This window comes from Streptomyces sp. SN-593, from assembly GCF_016756395.1.
In the GTDB taxonomy this organism is placed as follows: domain Bacteria; phylum Actinomycetota; class Actinomycetes; order Streptomycetales; family Streptomycetaceae; genus Actinacidiphila; species Actinacidiphila reveromycinica.
This window is the reverse complement of sequence record NZ_AP018365.1, coordinates 7,987,299-8,005,778: the sequence shown is the minus strand read 5'-3', so window position 1 is coordinate 8,005,778 and position 18,480 is coordinate 7,987,299. Positions and strand designations below refer to the sequence as shown.

The following is an 18,480-nucleotide window of genomic DNA, read 5'->3' as shown; positions in this document are numbered from 1 at the left end:
ACGCGTGGCACGGACGCGTCGCCCCGGCGGTGCCTCAGGCGCAGAGGAACCAGCTGGCGTCGCTGCAGATGAAGTAGCTGCCCTCGACTTCCTGCTCCTGCTCGGGGGCCGGGATTTCCATCTCCTGGAGGTTCAGCACCTGGCTCATGGGGTTCTCCTGATCTCTCGTGTGCCTTCACGGCTTCCGCGCCGCCGGTTGGCGGGCGGACATCTGGGGGGTGCGCGCCGGGGCCGGGGCGGCGCGGCGGGCGGCGGTGCCGCGGCGGGCGAGGGGCTCGCGGCGGGCGGGCGCGCGGCCGCGGGCGGCGGCGGCGTCGCGGGCGAGGGAGTCGACGCTGAAGAGCGGGTCCGGGCGCTGGTCGAGCAGGTGAGAGAGGAAGAGCAGCACGCCGGACGCGCCGCTCCACAACTCGCAGCTTTGCCGCAGCCGCAGGTCGCCGAGGAACCGGACCGCGCCGCCGCTGGGCAGCGCGTGCGCGAACAGCGTGCGCGCCGACCTCCACGACGCGGCCCGCGCCCGCTCGTCGTCGAGCAGCCGGCCGCACTCGGCCAGCGCGAACCCGAGCCCGGCCAGCCCCTGGAAGAGCCCGGCGTGGGCGACGTACGTGATCGACGACTTCGCCACCAGCCGGGGCACGGCCAGCGCCAGCCGCTCGTCCGGTGCCGCGGCGAGGGCGCGGGAGGCGGCCGTGAGGAAGCCGGCGGTGCCGCAGTGCAGGTAGTACATGCCCCTGCGGTCCTTCGCGGAGACCGGGAAGACCAGTTCGCCGCCGGCCGACTGCCTGGCCCGGTCGAGTTCCGCGTGCAGCAGCCGGAGCGCGCCGCGCCGCAGGCGGTCCTCGCCGGTGACGGCCCCCACCTGCTGGAGGGCGTGGGCGACGCCGGCGCGTCCGTAGAACAGGCCGGTCATGTCGTGCGGGCCGAGGCGGGCGCTCAGCGCCGCCGACCGCTGCGGCAGCCGCGTCAGTTCCACGGCACGGTCGAGGTGGGACGCGTCACGGCTGTGCCCGTACAGGGCCAGGTGCGCCATGGCGACGCCGGACGCGCCCCACGCGAGGGTGGCCGAGTCGCGGGTCAGCGGGTGGCGGTCGGCCGCGCCGAGCAGGTCGCGCGCCTCGTCCTGGAACCCGAGGTCGGCCAGCACCCAGGCGATGCCGGCCAGGCCCGAGTACAGCCCGGGCGGAAGGGAGCCGGCCTGGCGCAGGGCGTCCTCGCGCAGCCGCCGGGTGATCCATGCGGGGATGTCCACGCCGGCGGTGCGCAGGGCGTGCACGACCCCGGCGGTGCCGTAGGCCACGCCCAGCGTGTTGGTCTCGTAGCCCTGCGGGACGGAGGGGAAGACACCCCACGGGCGGTCGGCGGCCGCGTCCAGGATGCCCGCCGCGACGCGGTCGCGCAGCTCGGTCAGGGCCCCGCGCTCGTCGGCGTCCACCTGTTCCGGGCTGGGAAGCGGGACCCCGGCCCCGGCGCGCGAGTCGGCCGGGCGCGTCGCGGCGTGCCATAGCCTGGGCGGTACCGGGGCGCGCTCGGTGAGGTCGCGCAGGATGTGCGGGAGGACGCCGGGGTTGCGCTCGGCCACCGGCGCGAGCGGGGTCAGCAGGAGCAGTCCCAGACGGGCGGCCGTCCTGGACGGGCCGTCGGCGCCGCCCCGCCGTGCGGCGCCGTCGGTGTCCGCGCCGGACGCGGTGCCACGGGTGAGGCCGCCGGTCAGCCGGATGCCGTCGTCGCGGTCGACGAGGACGTCGCGGGCCTCGACGCCGTCCACCGGGTAGCCCAGCAGCCACAGGCGGCGCAGGTCGCGCTCGATCCGGGCGATCAGGTCGGCGGCGCGCCGGTGGTAGCGCGACCAGTCGCCCGCGGACGCGGCCGGGTCGGCCACCGGGCTGTTCGCCACCACCCAGGACGTCAGCGGCACTCCCGCGACCAACTCGGCCAGCAGGTAGGGGTACGGACGCCCCTCGACGAAGACCAGCGGGCGCGGGCACAGGCCGGGGGCCTCGTGGTGGACCCGGGCCAGCACGCGCCACTCCGCGCGCAGCCGGTCGGCCGCCGAGCGCCCGTCCCCGGCCGGCGCCGCCTGCGGGAGCGCCTGCTTGACGAAGACCTCGGAGCCGTCCATCACGTTGCGCGCCGTGAAGGAGTACCCGTCGGTGGACGCCGCCCGCAGTCCCCGCACCTCGAAGCCCGCCGGTGCCACCGGCGTCGGGGCGGGCGCGTTCATCAGGTAGTCCTCGGTGGACCGTGTGCCGTCGGGCCGGACGGCGGACGCCGAGGGCGCGGGGACGCGGCCGTGGCGCACGGTCGGCGCGGCCTGCTGGTGCGCCTCGGCCGCCGGGGCGGCCGAGGCCGCGAAGACCGCCGCCGCGTGCAGCGCCCGCACCAGGTCCTCCGCGGCGGCCGCGTCCGCGGGGGCGGCGACGCAGAACCTGCCGGCCTGCGCGCGCGATCCGCGCGGGTGGTTCAGGTGGTGGTGGACGCTTTGGTTCGCGACGTGCCGGAAGGGGACGCCGCGCGCGAAGCACGCCGCCGCGAAGGCGTCCAGGACCGGCTGGAGCGGTTCGGGGCCCGCGGAGGCGTAGACGCGCAGGTCGCCGTCCCCGAACCGCGGGCCGCTCGCGGGGGTCCACCCGGTCCACCACCCGGTCCTGACGGCGGTCCAGCCGTCCGGTGCGGCTGCGGGCCGCAGGTGGGGCCCGCGGTCCGCGACGGCGGACGGCGGCACGTAGAAGTCGGGGTCGGCGAAGGTGAACACGTCGACGCTCATGGGGTGGCCTCCGCGCGCCGGCCGACCGCGGGCACCGTCGGGCCGCTCCGGTCGGCACAGCCACCGGGGCGGCCGGGCCGCGGGGCGGCGGACTGCCGGGAGGGGGCGGGCGCGGGCGGCTTCCCCGCGTTCTCGTCATGCGTCGGCACGAGACCCTCCTCCCTCGTCGTGGACACGCGGCGCGCGCCGTTCGTGCGGTGGGGCCGCTGCCGCGGCGCCGCGGAGCGCGTCGGGTTCCCGGCGCTCCGCGCCGTGACCGGACCGGAGCGACCGGATCGACCGGGGCGACCAGGGCGACCAGGGCGCCCTGCGCGACCGGAACCGACGATGTCAGCGGCCCACGCCCCGGACATGGGTGCTGAGCACCCAACTTCCCCCGCTCCCGCCCGTCGCCCCGTCTCCCGCACCGGACCCTCCCGGCGCGCCCCGCCGGGCCCGGGGACGGAGACGGCGACGGGACGGAGACGGGACGACGCGGGGGCGGGAGGGTCGGGGCAGGGGTTTCCCCCCATGCTCGGTCGCGGCGGGCGCCTCCGCAGTGGGGCCGTTCGCGAGCCGGGGGTCCGGCTCCGTCGGCCGGGCGTTGGAAGTGGGTTCACTTGCTCACATTTCCTCTGGAAGACGTGGTGCGCTCCGTGCTCGCCGCGCTGGACGAGCGGGACTGGAAGGTCGAGGACGACGGCGTCTGGTGCCGGGTCACCCCGCCGCGGCACACGTCCCGGGTGCAGGGCTGGAAGCTGCACGTCTCGACGACCCGGCTCTCCGCGCCGGAGGTCCCGCACCGCGCCGCCGGAGTCTGGTCCGCGCCGGGTGCGCCTTCAAGACGGCCCGTGACCTGGGGACCGTCGAGCAGATGACCTCCGGCACCTACGACCGCGCCCAGTGCGGCAAGATCATCACCGCGTACCCGCGGGACGACGAGCAGCTACGGGACCTCGCCGCCCGCCTGGACGAGGCGACCGCCGGGCTGCCCGGCCCGGCGATCCTGTCCGACCGCCCCGGCCCGGCGCCTGGAGCACCGCGAGCACCTGGAGGGGCGTCGCGCCGGACGGCCCACCCGGAAGCGCCCGGGCCGTCGGTCCGGCGACGGTGGGCGCGGGCACACGGGCGGGGATCACCCGCCCACCCCGACCGGCTCCCTGAACCCCCCGGGCTCCCTCGGCTCCCTCGACTCCCTCGGCTCCGGTGCCAGGAGCGCGGCCAGCTCGCGGCGGTTGCCCGCCTGTGTCTTCTCCAGGAGGTTGGCCACGTGGCGTTCGACCGTGCGGTGCGACAGATGGAGTTCCGCGGCGATCTCGCGGTTGGTGTGCCGGCGGTCGAGCAGGACCAGCACCTCGAACTCGCGCACGGTCACCCCGAGGTGCCACAGCCGGTCGGGCACGTCCCCGCTGCCGTGCCGGCGTTGCCGCACCCGCTCGCCCAACTCGCGCAGCAGGCTGCGGCAGTGGCGCACGGCGGGGTCGATCCCGTGGGCCGCGTAGAAGAGTTCGGCCTCCTGGAGCCAGCGGACCGGCTCGCCCCAGCCGTCGCGGGCGGCCGCGCGGGCGACCAGTCCCAGGCCGAGGTGGCGGGCCGGCGGGTAGCCGGCGGCGGCCGCGAGCGCCTGCCTGAGCGCGGCCTCGGCGGCGGAGGCGTCGCCCTCGCGGCCGGCCACCACGGCCTCGGCGAGGTGGACGAAGTGCGCGTTCCACGGCAGCCGGGCGGCCGGGTGGGCGGCGATCGCCGCGTGGTCGTCACGGCCCGCCGTGCCGTCGAGGCAGTCCAGCAGCAGGGTGAGTCCGTACGGGCCGCACAACTGGAGGGTGCCGGAAGGCTCCCCGCCCCCCGCGCGGCCGTCGTCCCCGGGGTGGAGGTGGCGCAGGCGCGCCCGCGCGGCGTCGCCGGCGCCGTGCAGCAGCTCGCAGACCGCGTGGCCGAGCCCCTCGACGATCGGGACCTCGTCCTCGCGGTCCCCGCGCCAGGCGTCGAAGCGGGTGGACGCCTCGGCCAGCGCGTCGCGTTCGCCCTGGTGGGCGTGGATCAGCGCCTTCACGGCCAGCGCGTGGCTGCCGAGGCCGTGCAGCCGCAGCCGGTCGATGTCCTCCCAGGCCGTCTCCACCAGCGCGGACGCCTCCGCGAACCGGCCGCGGAACACCGCGTCCACCGCCAGCAGGAGTTGTCTGCGGGGCGCCTCGATCACCGCCGCGACGGCGGTCGCCTCGGCGACCGCGGCCCCCAGCCGGGCCGCGTCGCCGTCCTGCGCCGGGTGCCGGCCGCCCAGCAGCACCTCCTCCATCCGGGCCCGCTCGCGCGCCGCCGGCACCGCGGAACGGTAGGAGCGCTGGAAGGCCAGGACGGTCCGGTGGGGGCGCTGCCGGGCGAGGCGCCGGCCGGCCGCGCGGGCGGCCGGGGAGCGGAGGACGAGGACGCGCCCGTCCGGGTCGGCCGACCGCCGGGCGCGCGGCGCGGCACCGGACCAGGAGGTGCCTCCCGCGGCGCCGGAAGCGGATTCCCTGCCCGCCGCGGGTGCCTGAGCGGTGCCGGGGCCCTGCGCCGGCCGCTCGACGGCCTGGTGGTCATCGCTCATGGCGTGCCTCCCCAAAGTTCCTGCGTGGACGTGCCGAGGACCACGGCGTCGGGCAGGTCGGGCGGGACGGACCCGCGGGCGGCCCCGTACGCCTCCCGCACGCCCGCTGCCACCTCGCTTCCCCTGTTCCGTACCGGCGCGGTCCGGGCGCAGCCCGGGCGGGGACGTGCGCCGCCCCCGTCGGAGCGCCGCCGCGACCGCGCCGGTACGGCGCCGCGTCGGGCACGGCACCGCATCGGCACCGCACCGAGCGCGACACCGCACCGGTGCGGCGCCGCGTGCAGCCGGACCGTGGACGTGGCCACCCGCTTCCCCGCTGGCGGCCGACGCCGAGCCCGTCGTCGTGATGGGTCGAGCCTCGCCCGCGCGGCCGCGTCTTCCTATGGGGAGTGCCCCCCGCATTCCACCGCGCGGGCCGGCCGCGGCCCCCGCCCGGGCGGAATATGGGGGCCGCCCCCCATAGGAGGTGCGAGGCGCTGGTGGCAGGATCGCGGGCGTGATCGATCCGCAGACATGGTGGGTCGGCGGCGTGGCCCTGGCCGAGCGGCTGCCGCCACCCCCGGAGCCCGTCAACGCCACCAGTCTGACGGAGAGTTGGCAGTCCGACTACTCCTCGCCCGCGCTGCTGCGGGCCCGCCTGGCGGACACCGGGCTGGACGAGGGCGGCTTGCGCGCCCTGCTCGCCGAGGAGCCCGCGGCCCTGGCCGGGCGGATCGGCAGGCCAGGCTGGGCCACTACTGTCGAGCAGGCGCTGGCGCGCGCCCCGCTCGATCCGCCGCCGCCCGCCGGGGACTCGTGGTCGGAGGGCTTCGCCGCGGTGCTCGCGCCGTTCACCGACACGGCGGACGAGCGGCTGCTGCGGGCCGTCGAAGGGCTCGGCCCCGACAGACCTGGCGGCGCCGACCGCACCGACCGCACCGACGGCCCCGCCCGCCCGGCCGGCCTCGCGGACCTCGCCGGACTCGCGGACATCGCCGACCTCGCCGCCGTCCGCGGCTGCTTCGCCGACCAGTTGAGCCGGGCCCTCGTACGCATCGCCCGCCGGACCCTGGTGCTCGAACTCAACGTGCTCCGCGTGCGCGGCCGGTTGTGCGGCAGCACCCCGGAACAGCGGTTCCGCGACTTCGTCCGGCAGACCTCGGCGCGGCCCGGGCTGCACGCGCTGGTCACCGAGTACCCGGTGCTGGCCCGGCTGCTCGCGCAGTGCTGCGACCAGGCCGTGGAGACGTGGGAGGAACTGCTGCGGCGCTTCGCCGGCGACCGGAGCGCGCTGGTCGCCGGTCCCCTCGCGGGCACCGACCCCGGCCGGCTCGTCGCGGTGGACATGGGCGCCGGCGACCGCCACCAGGGCGGCCGGGCGGTCGCGGTGCTGTCCTTCGAGCACGGCGGGCGCGTGGTGTTCAAGCCCCGCCCGGTCGCCGTGCACGCGCACTTCAACGACACCGTCCGCTGGTTCAACTCCCGGCTGCCCGGCCTGGGGCTGCGCCGGCTGGCCGTGCTCGAACGGCCTGGCTACGGCTGGATCGAGTACGCCGCGACCGCGCCGTGCACGGGCCCGGCCGAGGTGGGGCGGTTCTACTGGCGGCTCGGCGCGCTGCTGGCGCTGGTCCACGCCCTCGGCGCCACCGACATGCACTTCGAGAACCTGATCGCCTGTGCGGACCAGCCCGTCCTGGTCGACCTGGAGACGCTCTTCCACCCCGACCTGCACCTGCCCGGCGGCGGGGACCCGGCGCAGGCGGTGCTGACCGCGTCGGTCGCGCGGACCGCACTGCTGCCGTTCTTCCTCGTGGGCGAGCACGGCGTCCTGGACGTCTCGGGCCTCGGCGGCGACCGGGACACCCCGCTGCCCGAGGAGGTGACCGGGTGGTCGGCGCCCGGGACGGACGAGATGCACCTGATCCGGACCGTGGGGACGTTCCGCGGCTCGGCCAACCGGCCGCTGCTGCGCGACGCGGAGGCCGACCCCGCCGCCCACGTGGACCTGCTCGTCGCCGGCTTCCGGGCGGGGTACGACGCGATCGCCGGCCACCGCGCGGAACTCACCGGCCCCGGCGGCCTGCTGTCCCGCTTCACCCGGGACGTGACGCGGGCGGTGCTCCGTCCCACCCGGTGGTACGCGAACCTGCTGGACGAGTCCACCCACCCCGACGTGCTGCGCGAGGCGCTCGACCGGGAGCGGCTCTTCGACGTCCTGTGGCGTGACGCGGCCGACGGCCCGGGGGCGCGCGCGCTGGCGAGCGCCGAACTGGCCGAACTGTGGGCCGGCGACGTCCCCGTGGCCGCCTGCTCCCCCGGGACGGCGGGCCTGATGGTCGGCCCGCTGACGGCGGACGGCCTGGTCGCCGAGGGCGGTCTGGCCCGGGCCGAACGCCGGATCGCGGCGATGGGCGAGACGGACCGCTTCGACCAGGAGTGGGTGATCCGCGCGACGCTCGCCACGCGGCGGCGCCACGACGCGCCCCGCGCCGCGGTACCGCCGCACGGCGTACCGGCCGCCACCGTGCCCGACGCCGAACGGCTGCTGGCCGCCGCCTGCGGGATCGCCGACCGTATCCTGGCCCGCGCGCAGGACGACGGCCGGCGCGTGAACTGGCTGTGCCTGGAACCCCTCGACGACCGGATCTGGGCGGTCCAGCCGCAGGGCGCCGGCCTGCCGCACGGCTACTGCGGCACGGCGCTCTTCCTGGCGCAGCTCGCCGCCCTCACCGGCACCGAGCGGTACACCTCGGTCGCGCGGCGCGCGCTGACCCCGCTACCGGACCTGCTCACCGCGCTGGCGGGCCGGCCGGCCGACCTGCCCGCCGTCGGCGCGGGTTTCGCCGGCCTCGGGGGGATCGCCTACGCGCTCGGCCGGCTCGCCACGCTGCTGGACGACGCGGAGATCGCCGGCTGGACCGCCGCCGCGGTGGACCTGGCCGCGGCCGCGGCCGGCGACGACCCGCAGCCGAGCGTCCTGGACGGCGACGCGGGCTGCCTGGCGGCGATGCTCGCGGTGCAGCGGGCCACCGGCTCGGCCGCGGCCGGCCGCGCCGCGCGCGCCTGCGCCGACCGGCTCGCCGCCCGCGCGCCCGACGAGCTGCCGGCCGGCGGTTTCGGCACCGGCGCCGCCGGCGTCGGGTGGGCCCTGCTGCGGTTCGCCGCGGCCGGCGGCGGTCGCGATCACGCGGCGGCCGGCCTGGCGGCGCTGCGCACCGCCGCCGCGCGGTGCGCGGCGCAGCCGGTCGGGACCGGCTGGTGCGACGGGCCGTCGGGCACCGCGCTGGCGGTCGCCGACAGTGCGCTCGCGGCGGACGTACCGGAGTTGGCTAAGCTGCTCGACGTCGTGGTCGAGCGCTCCGCAGCTCCGACCGCAGGTGACCACTGTCTGTGCCACGGGGAGGCGGGCGCCCTTGACCTCCTCCTCGCGGCGACCGGCGCGGGCCGCGCCGAACCCGGCACGGCCCTGCCCCGCGCGGCCGCGCTGCTGGCCGCGCTGGACCGGTTCGGCCCGCGGTGCGGGACGCCCGACGCGGTCAGCAGTCCGGGGCTGCTGACCGGTCTGGCCGGCATCGGACACGAGTTGCTGCAACTCGGCTTCGCCTCCCGTGTCCCGTCGGTGCTGCTGCTGCGGTAGCCGGCCCCGTTACCCCCCACCCCGTCCTCCACAAGGAAGAGAGCATCCGATGAGCGACAACCCCCTGGTCAACGCGTGGAAGAACCCGACGGCCCGGGCCGGGGCGGCCGCCGCCCACCCGGCGGGGAGCATCCGCCTGGGCACCGGCGCGGTCGTCGGCCGCCGCGCCCAACTGCTGGCCGGGCTCGCCTCGACGGGAGAGGACCCGGACCACTTCCCCACCTACTCCCTGACCCTCACCTCCTGGGGCGACACGGGCGGGTACTGAGGCGCGGGAGCCCTCCCGCCCCTGGCAGATGACCCGGGCCGGGGATACCCTCCGTTGGTGCTCATCACATCACCAATGGTGATCGGGCGCGGCGCCGAACTCGCCGTGCTCGACGAGGGTCTCGCCGCCGCTCGTGACGGGGACGGCCGGGCGGTGTTCCTGCTCGGCGAGGCCGGGATCGGCAAGTCGCGACTGGCCGCGGAGTGCGCGTTCCGCGCGTTCACCCGCGGCCTCGCGGTGCTGCGCGGGCGGTCCGGCGCCACCGGCGGCGCGGCCGCCACCCCGTTCCGTCCGATCGCCGAGGCCCTGCTGTCGTTCGTCCGCCTCGGCGGCCTCCCCGAGCCGGAGGAACTCGCCCCGTACCGGTCGGCGTTGGGCGGGCTGCTGCCCGAGTGGCGCGCCGCCGGCCATGCGGGCGTGCCGGCCTCGCCGGTGGAGACCGCCGAGGCGATGCTGCGGCTGCTGGTCACCATCGGACGGGACCTGACGCAGCACCGGCAGCCCGGCTGCCTGCTGGTCCTGGAGGACCTGCACGACGCCGACACCGAGACGCTGGCCCTGATCGAGTACCTGTGCGACAACCTCCGGGGGCAGCCGATCTTCCTGCTGGCCACCCTCCGCCCGGAGCCGGGGCCGGCCGAGCAGTTGGCCCGGCAGGCCGCCCAGCGCCGGTCCGCGATCCTCAGCGAACCGCGCCCGCTGGGCGGCGAGGAGGTGCGGGCGATGGCCGAGGCCGCGCTGGCGGCCACCGGATCGCCTCCCCACGACACGGCGGCCGTGCTGCCCCAGGAGGTGGTCGACCGGCTGACCAGGGACGCCGACGGCAACCCGTTCGTCGTCGAGGAGCTGCTGAGCGGCATGATCACCGCGGACGTGCTGCGCCGCGGACCGGGCGGCGCCTGGCACGTCTGCGGCGATCTGGACATCGATGTCCCCCGCACCGTGGTGCACAGCGTCTCCCAGCGCTCCGCCCGGCTCAGCCCGGACGGCCGGGCCCTGCTCGACAGCGCCGCGGTCCTCGGCCGCCGCTTCTCGCTGGCCGTCCTCCAGGCGGTCAGCGGGCTGCCGGACCGCGACCTGCTGGTCCACCTGCGGGCCGGCATGGACGCCCACCTCATCTCCCCCAGCCGTCCGGTGGGCGACTGGTACGAGTTCCGGCACGCGCTGACCGCCGAGGCCCTGGTCGCCGCGCTCGTGCCCGCCGAGCGCGCCGCGATAGCCGCCCGGGGCGCCGACGCGATCGAGCGGGCGCACCCGGGGCTGCCGGGCGAGTGGTGCGTCCTGGTCGCCTCCCTGCGGGAGACGGCCGGAGACGCCCGGGCCGCCGCGCTGCGCTTCGCCGAGGCCGGCCGGTCCGCGCAGGCCGGCGGCGCCGTCAACTCCGCCGTGTCCCTGCTCGAACGCGCCCTCGACCTGCTGCCCGGCCCGGACCGGGCCGCCGAACGGGCGCCGTTGGTGGAGCAGTTGGTGTTCACGCTGGCGGAGAACGGCCAGCTCGACCGGGCCTGCGCGCTGGCCGACGAGCTGCCGGACGCCGGTCCGGGCGCGCTGGACGCGGTCCGGGCGGCCACCCTCCAGGCCCGCATCGCGTGGGCGGCCGTGACGGCCGCGCGGTTCGAGGACGCCGCCGAGCGGGTCCGCCGGGTCCGCCAGTTGCTGCGGCTGGTACCCGACGGCGACGGGCCGGCGGCCGGAGCGGCGCTGGGGCCGGCGGTCAAGATGGTCGAGGCCCACCTGATCCTCTCCGGGGTGCGGGAGCACGCCGGTGACCGCACCCATGAGGCGGAGCGGCTGGCCCGGCAGGCCGCGGACGGCGCCGAGCGCGCGGGACTCCCGGAGATCGGCTGCCAGGCGTGGCAGTTGCTCGCGGTGCTCGCGCGCCGGCACGGCTTCGAGCAGTCCGACTCCTACCTGGAGAAGTGCCTCGTGCTCGCCAACGAGCACCGGTTGACCGCGTGGCAGCTCGACACCCTGATGTGGCTGGGCGTCAACGACTTCATGTGCACCGGCTCCTCCGCCCGGCTGGAGCGGGCCCACCGCGCCGCCCTCGGCCACGGCGCGCTGGCCCTGATGTACCGGGCCGAGGCGACCATGGCCATGCAGCAGGTGCTGCGCGGCGACTACACCGGGGCCCGGGAGCTGGCGGACCGCTGCGCCGAGGGCACCGCCCGGCTCAGGGACGCCGACAACCACCAGTTCGTGCTGCTCACCCGGGTGGCGCTGGCCGCCCACCAGGGGAGGCGCCGGCAGATGGAGCAGGAACTGGCCGAGTTCCGCCGCTGGGGCGGTGAGCAGTCGCTCCAGTCGCCGCAGGCGTTCGGCAGCCGCGCCATCTGCGCGCTGCTGGAGGAGGACCACGACCGGGCGCTGCGCGAACTCGACGAGGCGTTCGCCTGGGAGCAGGGGAACCCTTCCGTCCACTACCTCAACGGCCGCTACGGACTGCGCCCGCTGCTGCGCGCGCTGACCGGGCAGGCGGATCCCGACGAGCACGCGGCGATCGCGGCCGACCCCAACGCGGCGCTGCCGTGGAACCGGCAGTTCGAGCGGCTCGCCTTCGCGGTGCACGAGGGCCGGGCCGGCCGTGGGGCGCGGGCGGAGGCCGCGGTGGCGCAGGCGCGGGAGGCGGGCGAGCCGTTCCTGATGGCCCGCCGGCTCGGCCAGCGGCTGGTGGCGCCGGTGGCACTGGCCGACGGCTGGGGCGATCCGGTGGGCTGGCTGCGCGACGCCGAGGAGTACTTCCACGGCGCGGGCGTGCCGGCCGTGGCCAACAGTTGCCGCGACCTGCTGCGCCGGGCGGGTGCGACGGTCCGGCAGCGGCGCCACGGCACCCCGGGCGTCCCGGCCCCGCTGCGCAGCCAGGGCCTGACCGCGCGCGAGTACGAGGTGTTCGTGCTCCTCGCGCCGCGCCTGGGCAACCAGGAGATCGCCGAGCGGCTGTACATCTCGCCGCGGACGGTGGAGAAGCACGTCGCCAACCTCATCGCGAAGACCGGGAGCCCCCACCGTTCGGCCCTGTGCGACTACGCCACCGATCTGCTCGCGCAGCTCGACTGACGACCAGGAGCGGACCACGCGATGCGGGGTCCGACGAGGGCCGCCGCCCTGCCGCCGCGGGCTCCCGCCCGCCCCGCCGCCGCGACCCTGCATCCGCCTACCCGTGGGCGCGGTCGGGCGCCCCGCTCGACCGCGCACTGCGGGACCGGGCGCCTGGTCGGGACGGCGCCGCTCGTGTGCCGCTGCCTGCCGGACGCCTGACCCCGGCGGCGGCGCGGGCCGACGCGGCGGCGGAGTCGTACGACGGCTCACGTCGAGGCACGATCATGCCGGGCATCGCGCCTGCCTTTCGGCTCGGTCGGAGCATGGGCCCGCTCAGGTCATGGACTGCTCGGCCCACACCGCCTTGCCCTCCTCCACCCGGCGGGTGCCCCACTTGCCGGACAGGTGGGACACGATGAGCAGGCCGCGTCCTCCCTCGTCGGTGACCCGTGCGTGCCGGATGCTGGGGGTGGCGGTGCGGTGGTCCCGCACCTCGACGGTCAGGGCGTCGTTGAGGGTCAGGCGCAGCGTGATCGGGGGCGCGCCGTACCGGACGGCGTTGGTCACCAACTCGCTGACCAGCAGCTCCGCCGACTCGACGGTCTCCGCCGTCACCGTGGCGGAACGGTCGCGCAGCCATTGCCGGGTGAGCCGGCGCGCCTTGGACGCCGCCTCGTCCGCCGCGGGGAGTTCCCAGGCGATGGTGCGGTCGGTGCCGAGCCGGTTGGTGCGGGCGAGCATGGCGGTGCCGGACCGCCCCGGCTGCGGCGCGAGTTTGACGAAGAGCGCGTTGGCGAGGTCCTGGACGGACCCGGAGGTGCGCAGCGCCTGCCGCAGCTCACCGCCACTGTCCAGCACTTCGTCGAAGTCCGCACTGGCCAGCAGGAGCGTCGCGCCGTGGGGCACGCTGTGGGTGACCATGCCGAACGGCTCCATGCCCTCGCCGCCCAGCCGCGGCCCGACTGCCTCGCCCAGCCGGACCACGCCGCCGTCCGGCGCGATCACCCGGGGCGCCGGCTGTCCCGCGCAGGACACCGTGAACACGCTCGTCGCCGGGTCGTAGACGCCGTAGGTGCAGGCCACGGAGAGCGCGCCGGTCTCCTCGGGCAGCGCGGCGTCCGACGGGATGCCCGCCACGGTGTCGCTGAGCCGGGCGAGGACCTCGTCCGGCTGCAACTCCAGGTCCGCCAGGGCGCGCAGCGTGGTCCGCAGCCGGCCCATCGCCGTCAGCGAGGCCGTGCCGCCCCGGCCGATCTCGCCCGTGGCCAGGGCGCAGCGGGCGCCGGACAGCGGGATGACGTCGAACCAGGCGCCCTTCCGGGACGGCGGGGACAACGCCACGAACGCGGTCTCCACGCCGAGGGCGGACCGGGGGCGCTCGGGCAGGAACCGGCGCTGCACGGTGGAGGCGATCACCCTGGCGACCGCGCTGCGGCGGGCGTTCTCCAGGCACAGCGCGGTGTGCAGGCCGATCTCCTCGGCGGCCGCCAGGTCCGCCCGGAGGTAGCGCGCGGAGTCCCCGGTCCGGACGGCGACCGCGAGTCCCAGCAGCCGGCCCCGGACCGCCAGCGGGATCACGACCATGCTGTGCGCGCCGGCCGCGCGCAGGATCTCGTCGTGGGCGGGGAGGTCCAGCAGGTGCGCGGCGCGGCGCGTGGTGCGCAGCACCGGACGTCCCTCGGTGACCGCCTGCGCGAAGGACGACTCCCGTTCGACGGCCTCGACGTCCCCGATGTCGCCGATGTCCCCGACGGCCTCGATCCACTCGATCCCCGGGGCGTCCCCCGCGTCTGCGCCGTCTGCGCCGTCTCCGCCGCGTCCGCCGTCCTCGGCGTGGTCCGCGCCGCCTGTCTTACGCCCGTCGGCCCCGTCGGCCCTGCCCTGCACCGCCACCGTCCGCAGCAGGAGCGCCGCGGGGTCGGCGGGCATGGACGGCGGGTTGTCCCCCGCGGTCACCTGCTCGGCCAGCGCCACCAGCACGATGTCGGCGAACTCCGGCACCAGCGCGCCCGCGAGGTCCTCGCAGGTCCGCGCCAGGCCCAGCGACCGCCCCACCTCCTGGCGGACCCGCGACACCGCCTGACGGCGCACGTGGTCGCGCTCCCGCCGGGTGACGTCGAGGAGCGTGACGGCGACCCCGATGACCTCGCCCGCCGGCCGGCTCAGCCGGAACGCGGAGGCCGAGAAGAACCGCCGCCCGGTACGGCCGGCCACCGCGGTGCCGACGAGCCGGGAGTACACCGGCTCACCGGTGCTCAGCACCCGTTCCAGCACCGCCAGTTCCTCCTGCGGGCGGTCCAGGGGATACGCCTCGTCGACGCGCTTGCCCATGATGTCGGCGCCCGGGCGTCGCAACGCCTGGGTGGCCATGCTGACCCGGACCAGCCTCAGGTCCGTGTCCAGCACCACGATGCTCAGCTGCGACTCGGACAGCAGCGCCCGCAGCAGCGCGTCCTCGATGGCGGCGTCGAGGCCCTGGGGGCCGCGCGGCTGGGCGTACAGGGCCCAGGCGCCGTCCTCCTCCAGCGGCACGGCGAGCAGCCCCGGGTCGCCCCCGGCCGGGTCCGGCCCCAGGGCGGCCGACCTGATCAGGGCGTCCGCCGGGCGTCCCAGCGCCGCCTCCTCGCCGTGCGCGAAACGTCGTGCCGCGGCAGCGCTCCACGACGTCACACGGCCGATGCCGTCCACGGTGAACAGCGGCTCCTGCCGGCGCGCCATCCGCGTCCTCTCGTCGTCGCCGCCCACTCCGGTCTGGGCAACACGTGCATTTTCCACCATTGGTGAGGAGATATCACGACAGCCGCCCTTTCCGCGCGCCCCGCCGCCGCGGTCGCCGCGGTCGTCCTGTGACAGGCGGCCGGCCCCGGCCCTGCCGCGGACCCGCGCCCCGGGCGCGCCCTTCACCCGCGCACCCCGCCGGACCGCGACGCCCCACCCGCCCGGTCGGTGCGCGGCCGGTGCCTGCCCGCACCAGGGCCGAACGGCCCCTCGAAGAGGGCGGATCGATCGGCCGGAACGCCGCGAACGGCCCTGCCCGCCCGCGGCGGCGCGGCCGAGGATCGTGGCCGGCGACACCCGCCGGCGACACCCGCGCGCTTCCCGCACCGCGACCAGAAGGAGCGGCCATGAGCCCACCACGCGTCCTCGTGGGGATCGACGGATCCGTGACGTCCTTCCTCGCCCTGGAGACCGCCGCCGCCGAGGCGCGGCTGCGCGGTGCCCGCCTCGAACTGCTGGCCTGCGCGGCCGATCCGGCCGAGGCCGGGCCGGTGCTGCGCGCCGCGGTCGCGCACGCCGCCCGGCTCCGCCCCGGTCTGACCGTGACCGCGTCGTCCGCCACGGGCGACCCGGCCGACGTCCTCGTCCGGCTGGGCCGCCACGCGCAGCTCACGGTCGTGGGCGCCCGCGCGGTGGGCGGCGGCGCCGGGCTGCTGGCGCACTCGGTGGCCCGGCGGGTGGCGGCCCGCGCCGCCGCACCGCTGGTCGTGGTGCGCGGGATGCAGCCGCGCCCTCGCGTCCGCGACCGCCGTACCGGCCGGGTGCTGCTCGCGGTGGAGGACGACGCCGACGCGGACGCCGCCCTGTTCGCCTTCCAGGAGGCGGAGTTGCGCGGCACCACGGTGGCTGTCCTGCACCCGTGGACCTACCGGCGCCGCACCGGCACGGGCACCGCCGCGCCTCGATGCCTGCCGCGCGGCGAGTTGGCGAAGGCAACCGAGGGCGCGGGCCTGATAGTCGTCGGCGCCCGCCGGCACGCCCGCTGGACGAGCCCGCCGCCCGGCCCGGTCGCCGACCTGCTGCTGCGGCACGCGCGCTGCCCGGTGGCGGTCGTGCCGCCGCCCCGGAACGGGACCGGGCCGGACGACGGCCCGGGCCGGCGCCGCGGGCCGGGGCGGGACAGCGCGCCGGGCCCGACCGACCTCGCGGGCAGGGCCGTTCGGCCCCCGCGGCGGGGCCCTGGGCCCCCTGCGGCCCGGTCGTGACGCGCAGGACAGTGAGGGCGTACCGAGCACCCCCGCCATCGATCAGGGAGTCATCATGGCCGTCCACGAGCACCCCCGGCAGCGCACCGGATTCCGCCTGCCGACCCGGAGGTCGGCGGTGGCCGTCCACGCGGGCGACACGGCTGCCGGCGCGGGCGCGGCCCGCAGGTCGCTGGCCGCCGTGCGGATCGCCACCGGCCTCGTCTTCCTATGGGCCTTCCTCGACAAGCTCTTCGGCTGGCACTACGCCACCGCCTCCGGCCGCGGCTGGGTCGACGGCGGCTCCCCCACCAAGGGCTTCCTGTCCGGCGTGTCCGCCGGCCCGCTCCAGTCGTTCTTCCACCACATCGCCGGGCAGGGCTGGACCGACTGGCTGTTCATGCTCGCCCTGCTCGGCATCGGCGCCGCCCTCACCGGCGGCGTCGCCCTGCGCATGACGGCCGTGGCCGGCACCGTGCTGATGGCGCTGATGTGGGCGGCCGAGTGGCCGCCCGCCCAGCACCTGTCCACCGGAGCCCCGAGCGGGTCGTCCAACCCGTTCGTGGACTACCACGTCGTCTACGCCCTGGTGATGGTCCTGTCCGCCTACGCGGCCGCCGGCACCACCTGGGGCCTGGGCCGCGTGTGGGCCGCCCTGCCGATCGTGCGGCGCCACCGCTGGCTGCTGTGAACCCCGCGGTGCGGCCCGCGCGGTACGGCGCCCCGCCCCGGCGGAGTGCCGTACCGCGCGCGGTTGCGGGCCCGGTCGCACCCGCCCACGGTGGAGCGGCGCCGGTCGGCCCGGCAACGCGCCTCGGGCTGCGGGCCGTCCACCCCCGTGCGGCGGGCCGGGGCACCGCATCCGACCCGCCGGCACGGGGGCACCGGCTCCTCCCGTCCCGCCGCCGGGGCGGGCTCGGCGGCGGTTACGGAGTGGCGGCGCCCGGGACGGTGGTGCCGGTGACGTCGGCGCCCGGGACGTCGGCCTCCGGGACGTCGGCCTCCGGGACGTCGAGGAAGAGCGCGTCGGCGGTGAAGCCGGGACCGTAGGCCACCAGCAGGCCCGGGCCCCGGGCCGGGCCCTCGTCGAGCGTGCGGCGCAGGACGTCGAGGACGGCGACCCCGCCGAGGTTGCCGCCGCGCAGGGAGTCGGCGGAGTGCCGGCCCGCCTCCGGCGGCAGGCCCAGCGCGTCGACGGTGTCCGCGATGATGCCCGGCCCGCCGGGATGCACCACCGCCCAGTCCACCTGCCGGCCGTTCAGCCACTTCACCAGGTGCGGCATGGTCTCGCGGGCGCCCTTGGTGGCGTCCCGGTTGGACTCGAAGGTGATGCGCCCCGCGCCGGGCACCCCGCCCGGGTGCAACTCGCCCCAGTACGGGCTCTCGCCGTGCTGCAACCACTCCCACGTCTCGACGTCCGCGACCAGCCCGCCGCCGGCCGCGACCAGCCGCCGCGCGGAGTCCTCCTGCCTGCGCCCGGCGCCGGCCACCACCGCCGCGCCCGCGGAGTCCCCGAACAGCGCCCCGTACAGCACACCGGTCCGGGTCGGCTCGCGCCAGGGCATGTGCAGGATCGACAGCGCCTCGCCCGCGACGACCAGGACCACGCCCTCGGGCCGCCCAGCGAGGTAGCGCGTCGCCTGGACCAGCGCGTGCGCGCCCCCGGCGCAGGCCAGCGTGGCGGCCGGCACCCGCGCCACGTCCCGCCGCAGGCCCAGCCGGTTGACGAGGGCCACGTCCAACTGCGGGATCGTCCAACTGGTGGTGTGGGTCGTCACCACGCAGTCGACGTCCTCCGGCGCCAGCCCCGCCGCCGCGAGGGCGCCGTGCGCGGCTTCCGCCGCCATGTCCACCACCGCGGCGAAGGCCGCCTCGTACACCTCGCGCGCGTCGCGGGCGCCGTCCCCGACGACCTCCAGCGGCGCCACCCACGGCCGGTTGGCCACCGTCGTGGAGCGCACCATCCGCAACGCGCCCGCCAACCGGCGCCGCTGCTCCGGCAGACGGGTCTCCGGCGGCCAACGCGCAAGCCAGTCCGCCTCTATCGCGTCCGTCGACACCTCGTGCGGCGCCCGCACCACCACCGGCTTGCCCACAGCTATCCGCATGCCGTCCCCTACTCTCAGGTCGATTGGTCCGATATGGACCCGAAGGCACGAATTGCTCCATCGTGCACGACCCTTGGCCACCGGTGACCAGCATGCCGCAGTGATGGCCGCCACACCCGGGTTCACCCATTTCAGCGCGGGATTGACGCCTCGGAAT

The 18,480-nt window shown here is 77.2% G+C and carries 9 protein-coding genes and 1 pseudogene; 6 read left to right on the top strand and 4 right to left on the bottom strand.

Annotated elements, in window-relative coordinates; genetic code table 11:
* Positions 1-175 precede the first annotated feature (175 nt).
* The gene (locus RVR_RS33975; RefSeq protein ID WP_202237757.1) at positions 176-2,764 is read right to left on the bottom strand and encodes a lanthionine synthetase C family protein; all 2,589 of its coding nucleotides are present in this window, start codon (positions 2,762-2,764) and stop codon (positions 176-178) included.
* A 623-nt stretch (positions 2,765-3,387) separates the two neighbouring features.
* On the opposite strand from RVR_RS33975, the pseudogene RVR_RS33970 reads away from it, so the two are divergent.
* A pseudogene (locus RVR_RS33970) lies at positions 3,388-3,701 on the top strand (class III lanthionine synthetase LanKC N-terminal domain-containing protein); the annotation flags it as partial.
* 177 nt (positions 3,702-3,878) lie between these two features.
* Here the strand turns inward: RVR_RS33970 and RVR_RS33965 are convergent.
* Positions 3,879-5,330 (bottom strand): helix-turn-helix domain-containing protein, encoded by a 1,452-nt coding sequence (locus tag RVR_RS33965; RefSeq protein ID WP_202237754.1) that lies wholly within the window; start codon positions 5,328-5,330, stop codon positions 3,879-3,881.
* Between the two features lie 496 nt (positions 5,331-5,826).
* On the opposite strand from RVR_RS33965, the gene RVR_RS33960 reads away from it, so the two are divergent.
* From RVR_RS33960 to RVR_RS33950, 3 genes are read left to right on the top strand one after another with little or no spacing between them, the layout of a single operon-like run.
* Complete coding sequence (locus RVR_RS33960) at positions 5,827-8,946, top strand: type 2 lanthipeptide synthetase LanM family protein (protein WP_202237752.1); 3,120 nt, start codon at positions 5,827-5,829, stop codon at positions 8,944-8,946.
* Between the two features lie 49 nt (positions 8,947-8,995).
* Entirely contained in the window at positions 8,996-9,214 is a 219-nt protein-coding gene (locus RVR_RS33955; protein WP_202237751.1) for a hypothetical protein, read from the top strand.
* Between the two features lie 57 nt (positions 9,215-9,271).
* A complete protein-coding gene (locus RVR_RS33950; protein WP_237405134.1) occupies positions 9,272-12,271 on the top strand; it encodes a helix-turn-helix transcriptional regulator in 3,000 nt (999 codons plus the stop codon).
* Positions 12,272-12,586: 315 nt separating this feature from the next.
* Here RVR_RS33950 and RVR_RS33945 read toward each other — a convergent pair whose 3' ends face one another.
* Positions 12,587-14,971 carry a SpoIIE family protein phosphatase gene (locus RVR_RS33945; protein WP_202237750.1) on the bottom strand — a complete coding sequence of 795 codons (2,385 nt, stop codon included), beginning with the start codon at positions 14,969-14,971 and terminating at the stop codon, positions 12,587-12,589.
* Between the two features lie 407 nt (positions 14,972-15,378).
* Here RVR_RS33945 and RVR_RS33940 point away from each other — a divergent pair, with 407 nt between their 5' ends.
* Positions 15,379-16,236 carry a universal stress protein gene (locus tag RVR_RS33940; protein WP_202237747.1) on the top strand — a complete coding sequence of 286 codons (858 nt, stop codon included), beginning with the start codon at positions 15,379-15,381 and terminating at the stop codon, positions 16,234-16,236.
* 55 nt (positions 16,237-16,291) lie between these two features.
* Complete coding sequence (locus tag RVR_RS33935; RefSeq protein WP_202237746.1) at positions 16,292-16,906, top strand: hypothetical protein; 615 nt, start codon at positions 16,292-16,294, stop codon at positions 16,904-16,906.
* Between the two features lie 235 nt (positions 16,907-17,141).
* Here RVR_RS33935 and RVR_RS33930 read toward each other — a convergent pair whose 3' ends face one another.
* The gene (locus RVR_RS33930) at positions 17,142-18,323 is read right to left on the bottom strand and encodes a PhlD (RefSeq protein WP_202237745.1); all 1,182 of its coding nucleotides are present in this window, start codon (positions 18,321-18,323) and stop codon (positions 17,142-17,144) included.
* Between the last annotated feature and the right edge of the window lie 157 nt (positions 18,324-18,480).

What these genes read in the sequence shown, in the direction of transcription:
- RVR_RS33975 (WP_202237757.1), bottom strand. Translation starts at nt 2,764, where the DNA reads ATGAGCGTCGACGTGTTCACCTTCGCCGACCCCGACTTCTACGTGCCG.
- RVR_RS33965 (WP_202237754.1), bottom strand. Translation starts at nt 5,330, where the DNA reads ATGAGCGATGACCACCAGGCCGTCGAGCGGCCGGCGCAGGGCCCCGGC.
- RVR_RS33955 (WP_202237751.1), top strand. Translation starts at nt 8,996, where the DNA reads ATGAGCGACAACCCCCTGGTCAACGCGTGGAAGAACCCGACGGCCCGG.
- RVR_RS33945 (WP_202237750.1), bottom strand. Translation starts at nt 14,971, where the DNA reads ATGGCGCGCCGGCAGGAGCCGCTGTTCACCGTGGACGGCATCGGCCGT.
- RVR_RS33940 (WP_202237747.1), top strand. Translation starts at nt 15,379, where the DNA reads ATGAGCCCACCACGCGTCCTCGTGGGGATCGACGGATCCGTGACGTCC.
- RVR_RS33935 (WP_202237746.1), top strand. Translation starts at nt 16,292, where the DNA reads ATGGCCGTCCACGAGCACCCCCGGCAGCGCACCGGATTCCGCCTGCCG.
- RVR_RS33930 (WP_202237745.1), bottom strand. Translation starts at nt 18,323, where the DNA reads ATGCGGATAGCTGTGGGCAAGCCGGTGGTGGTGCGGGCGCCGCACGAG.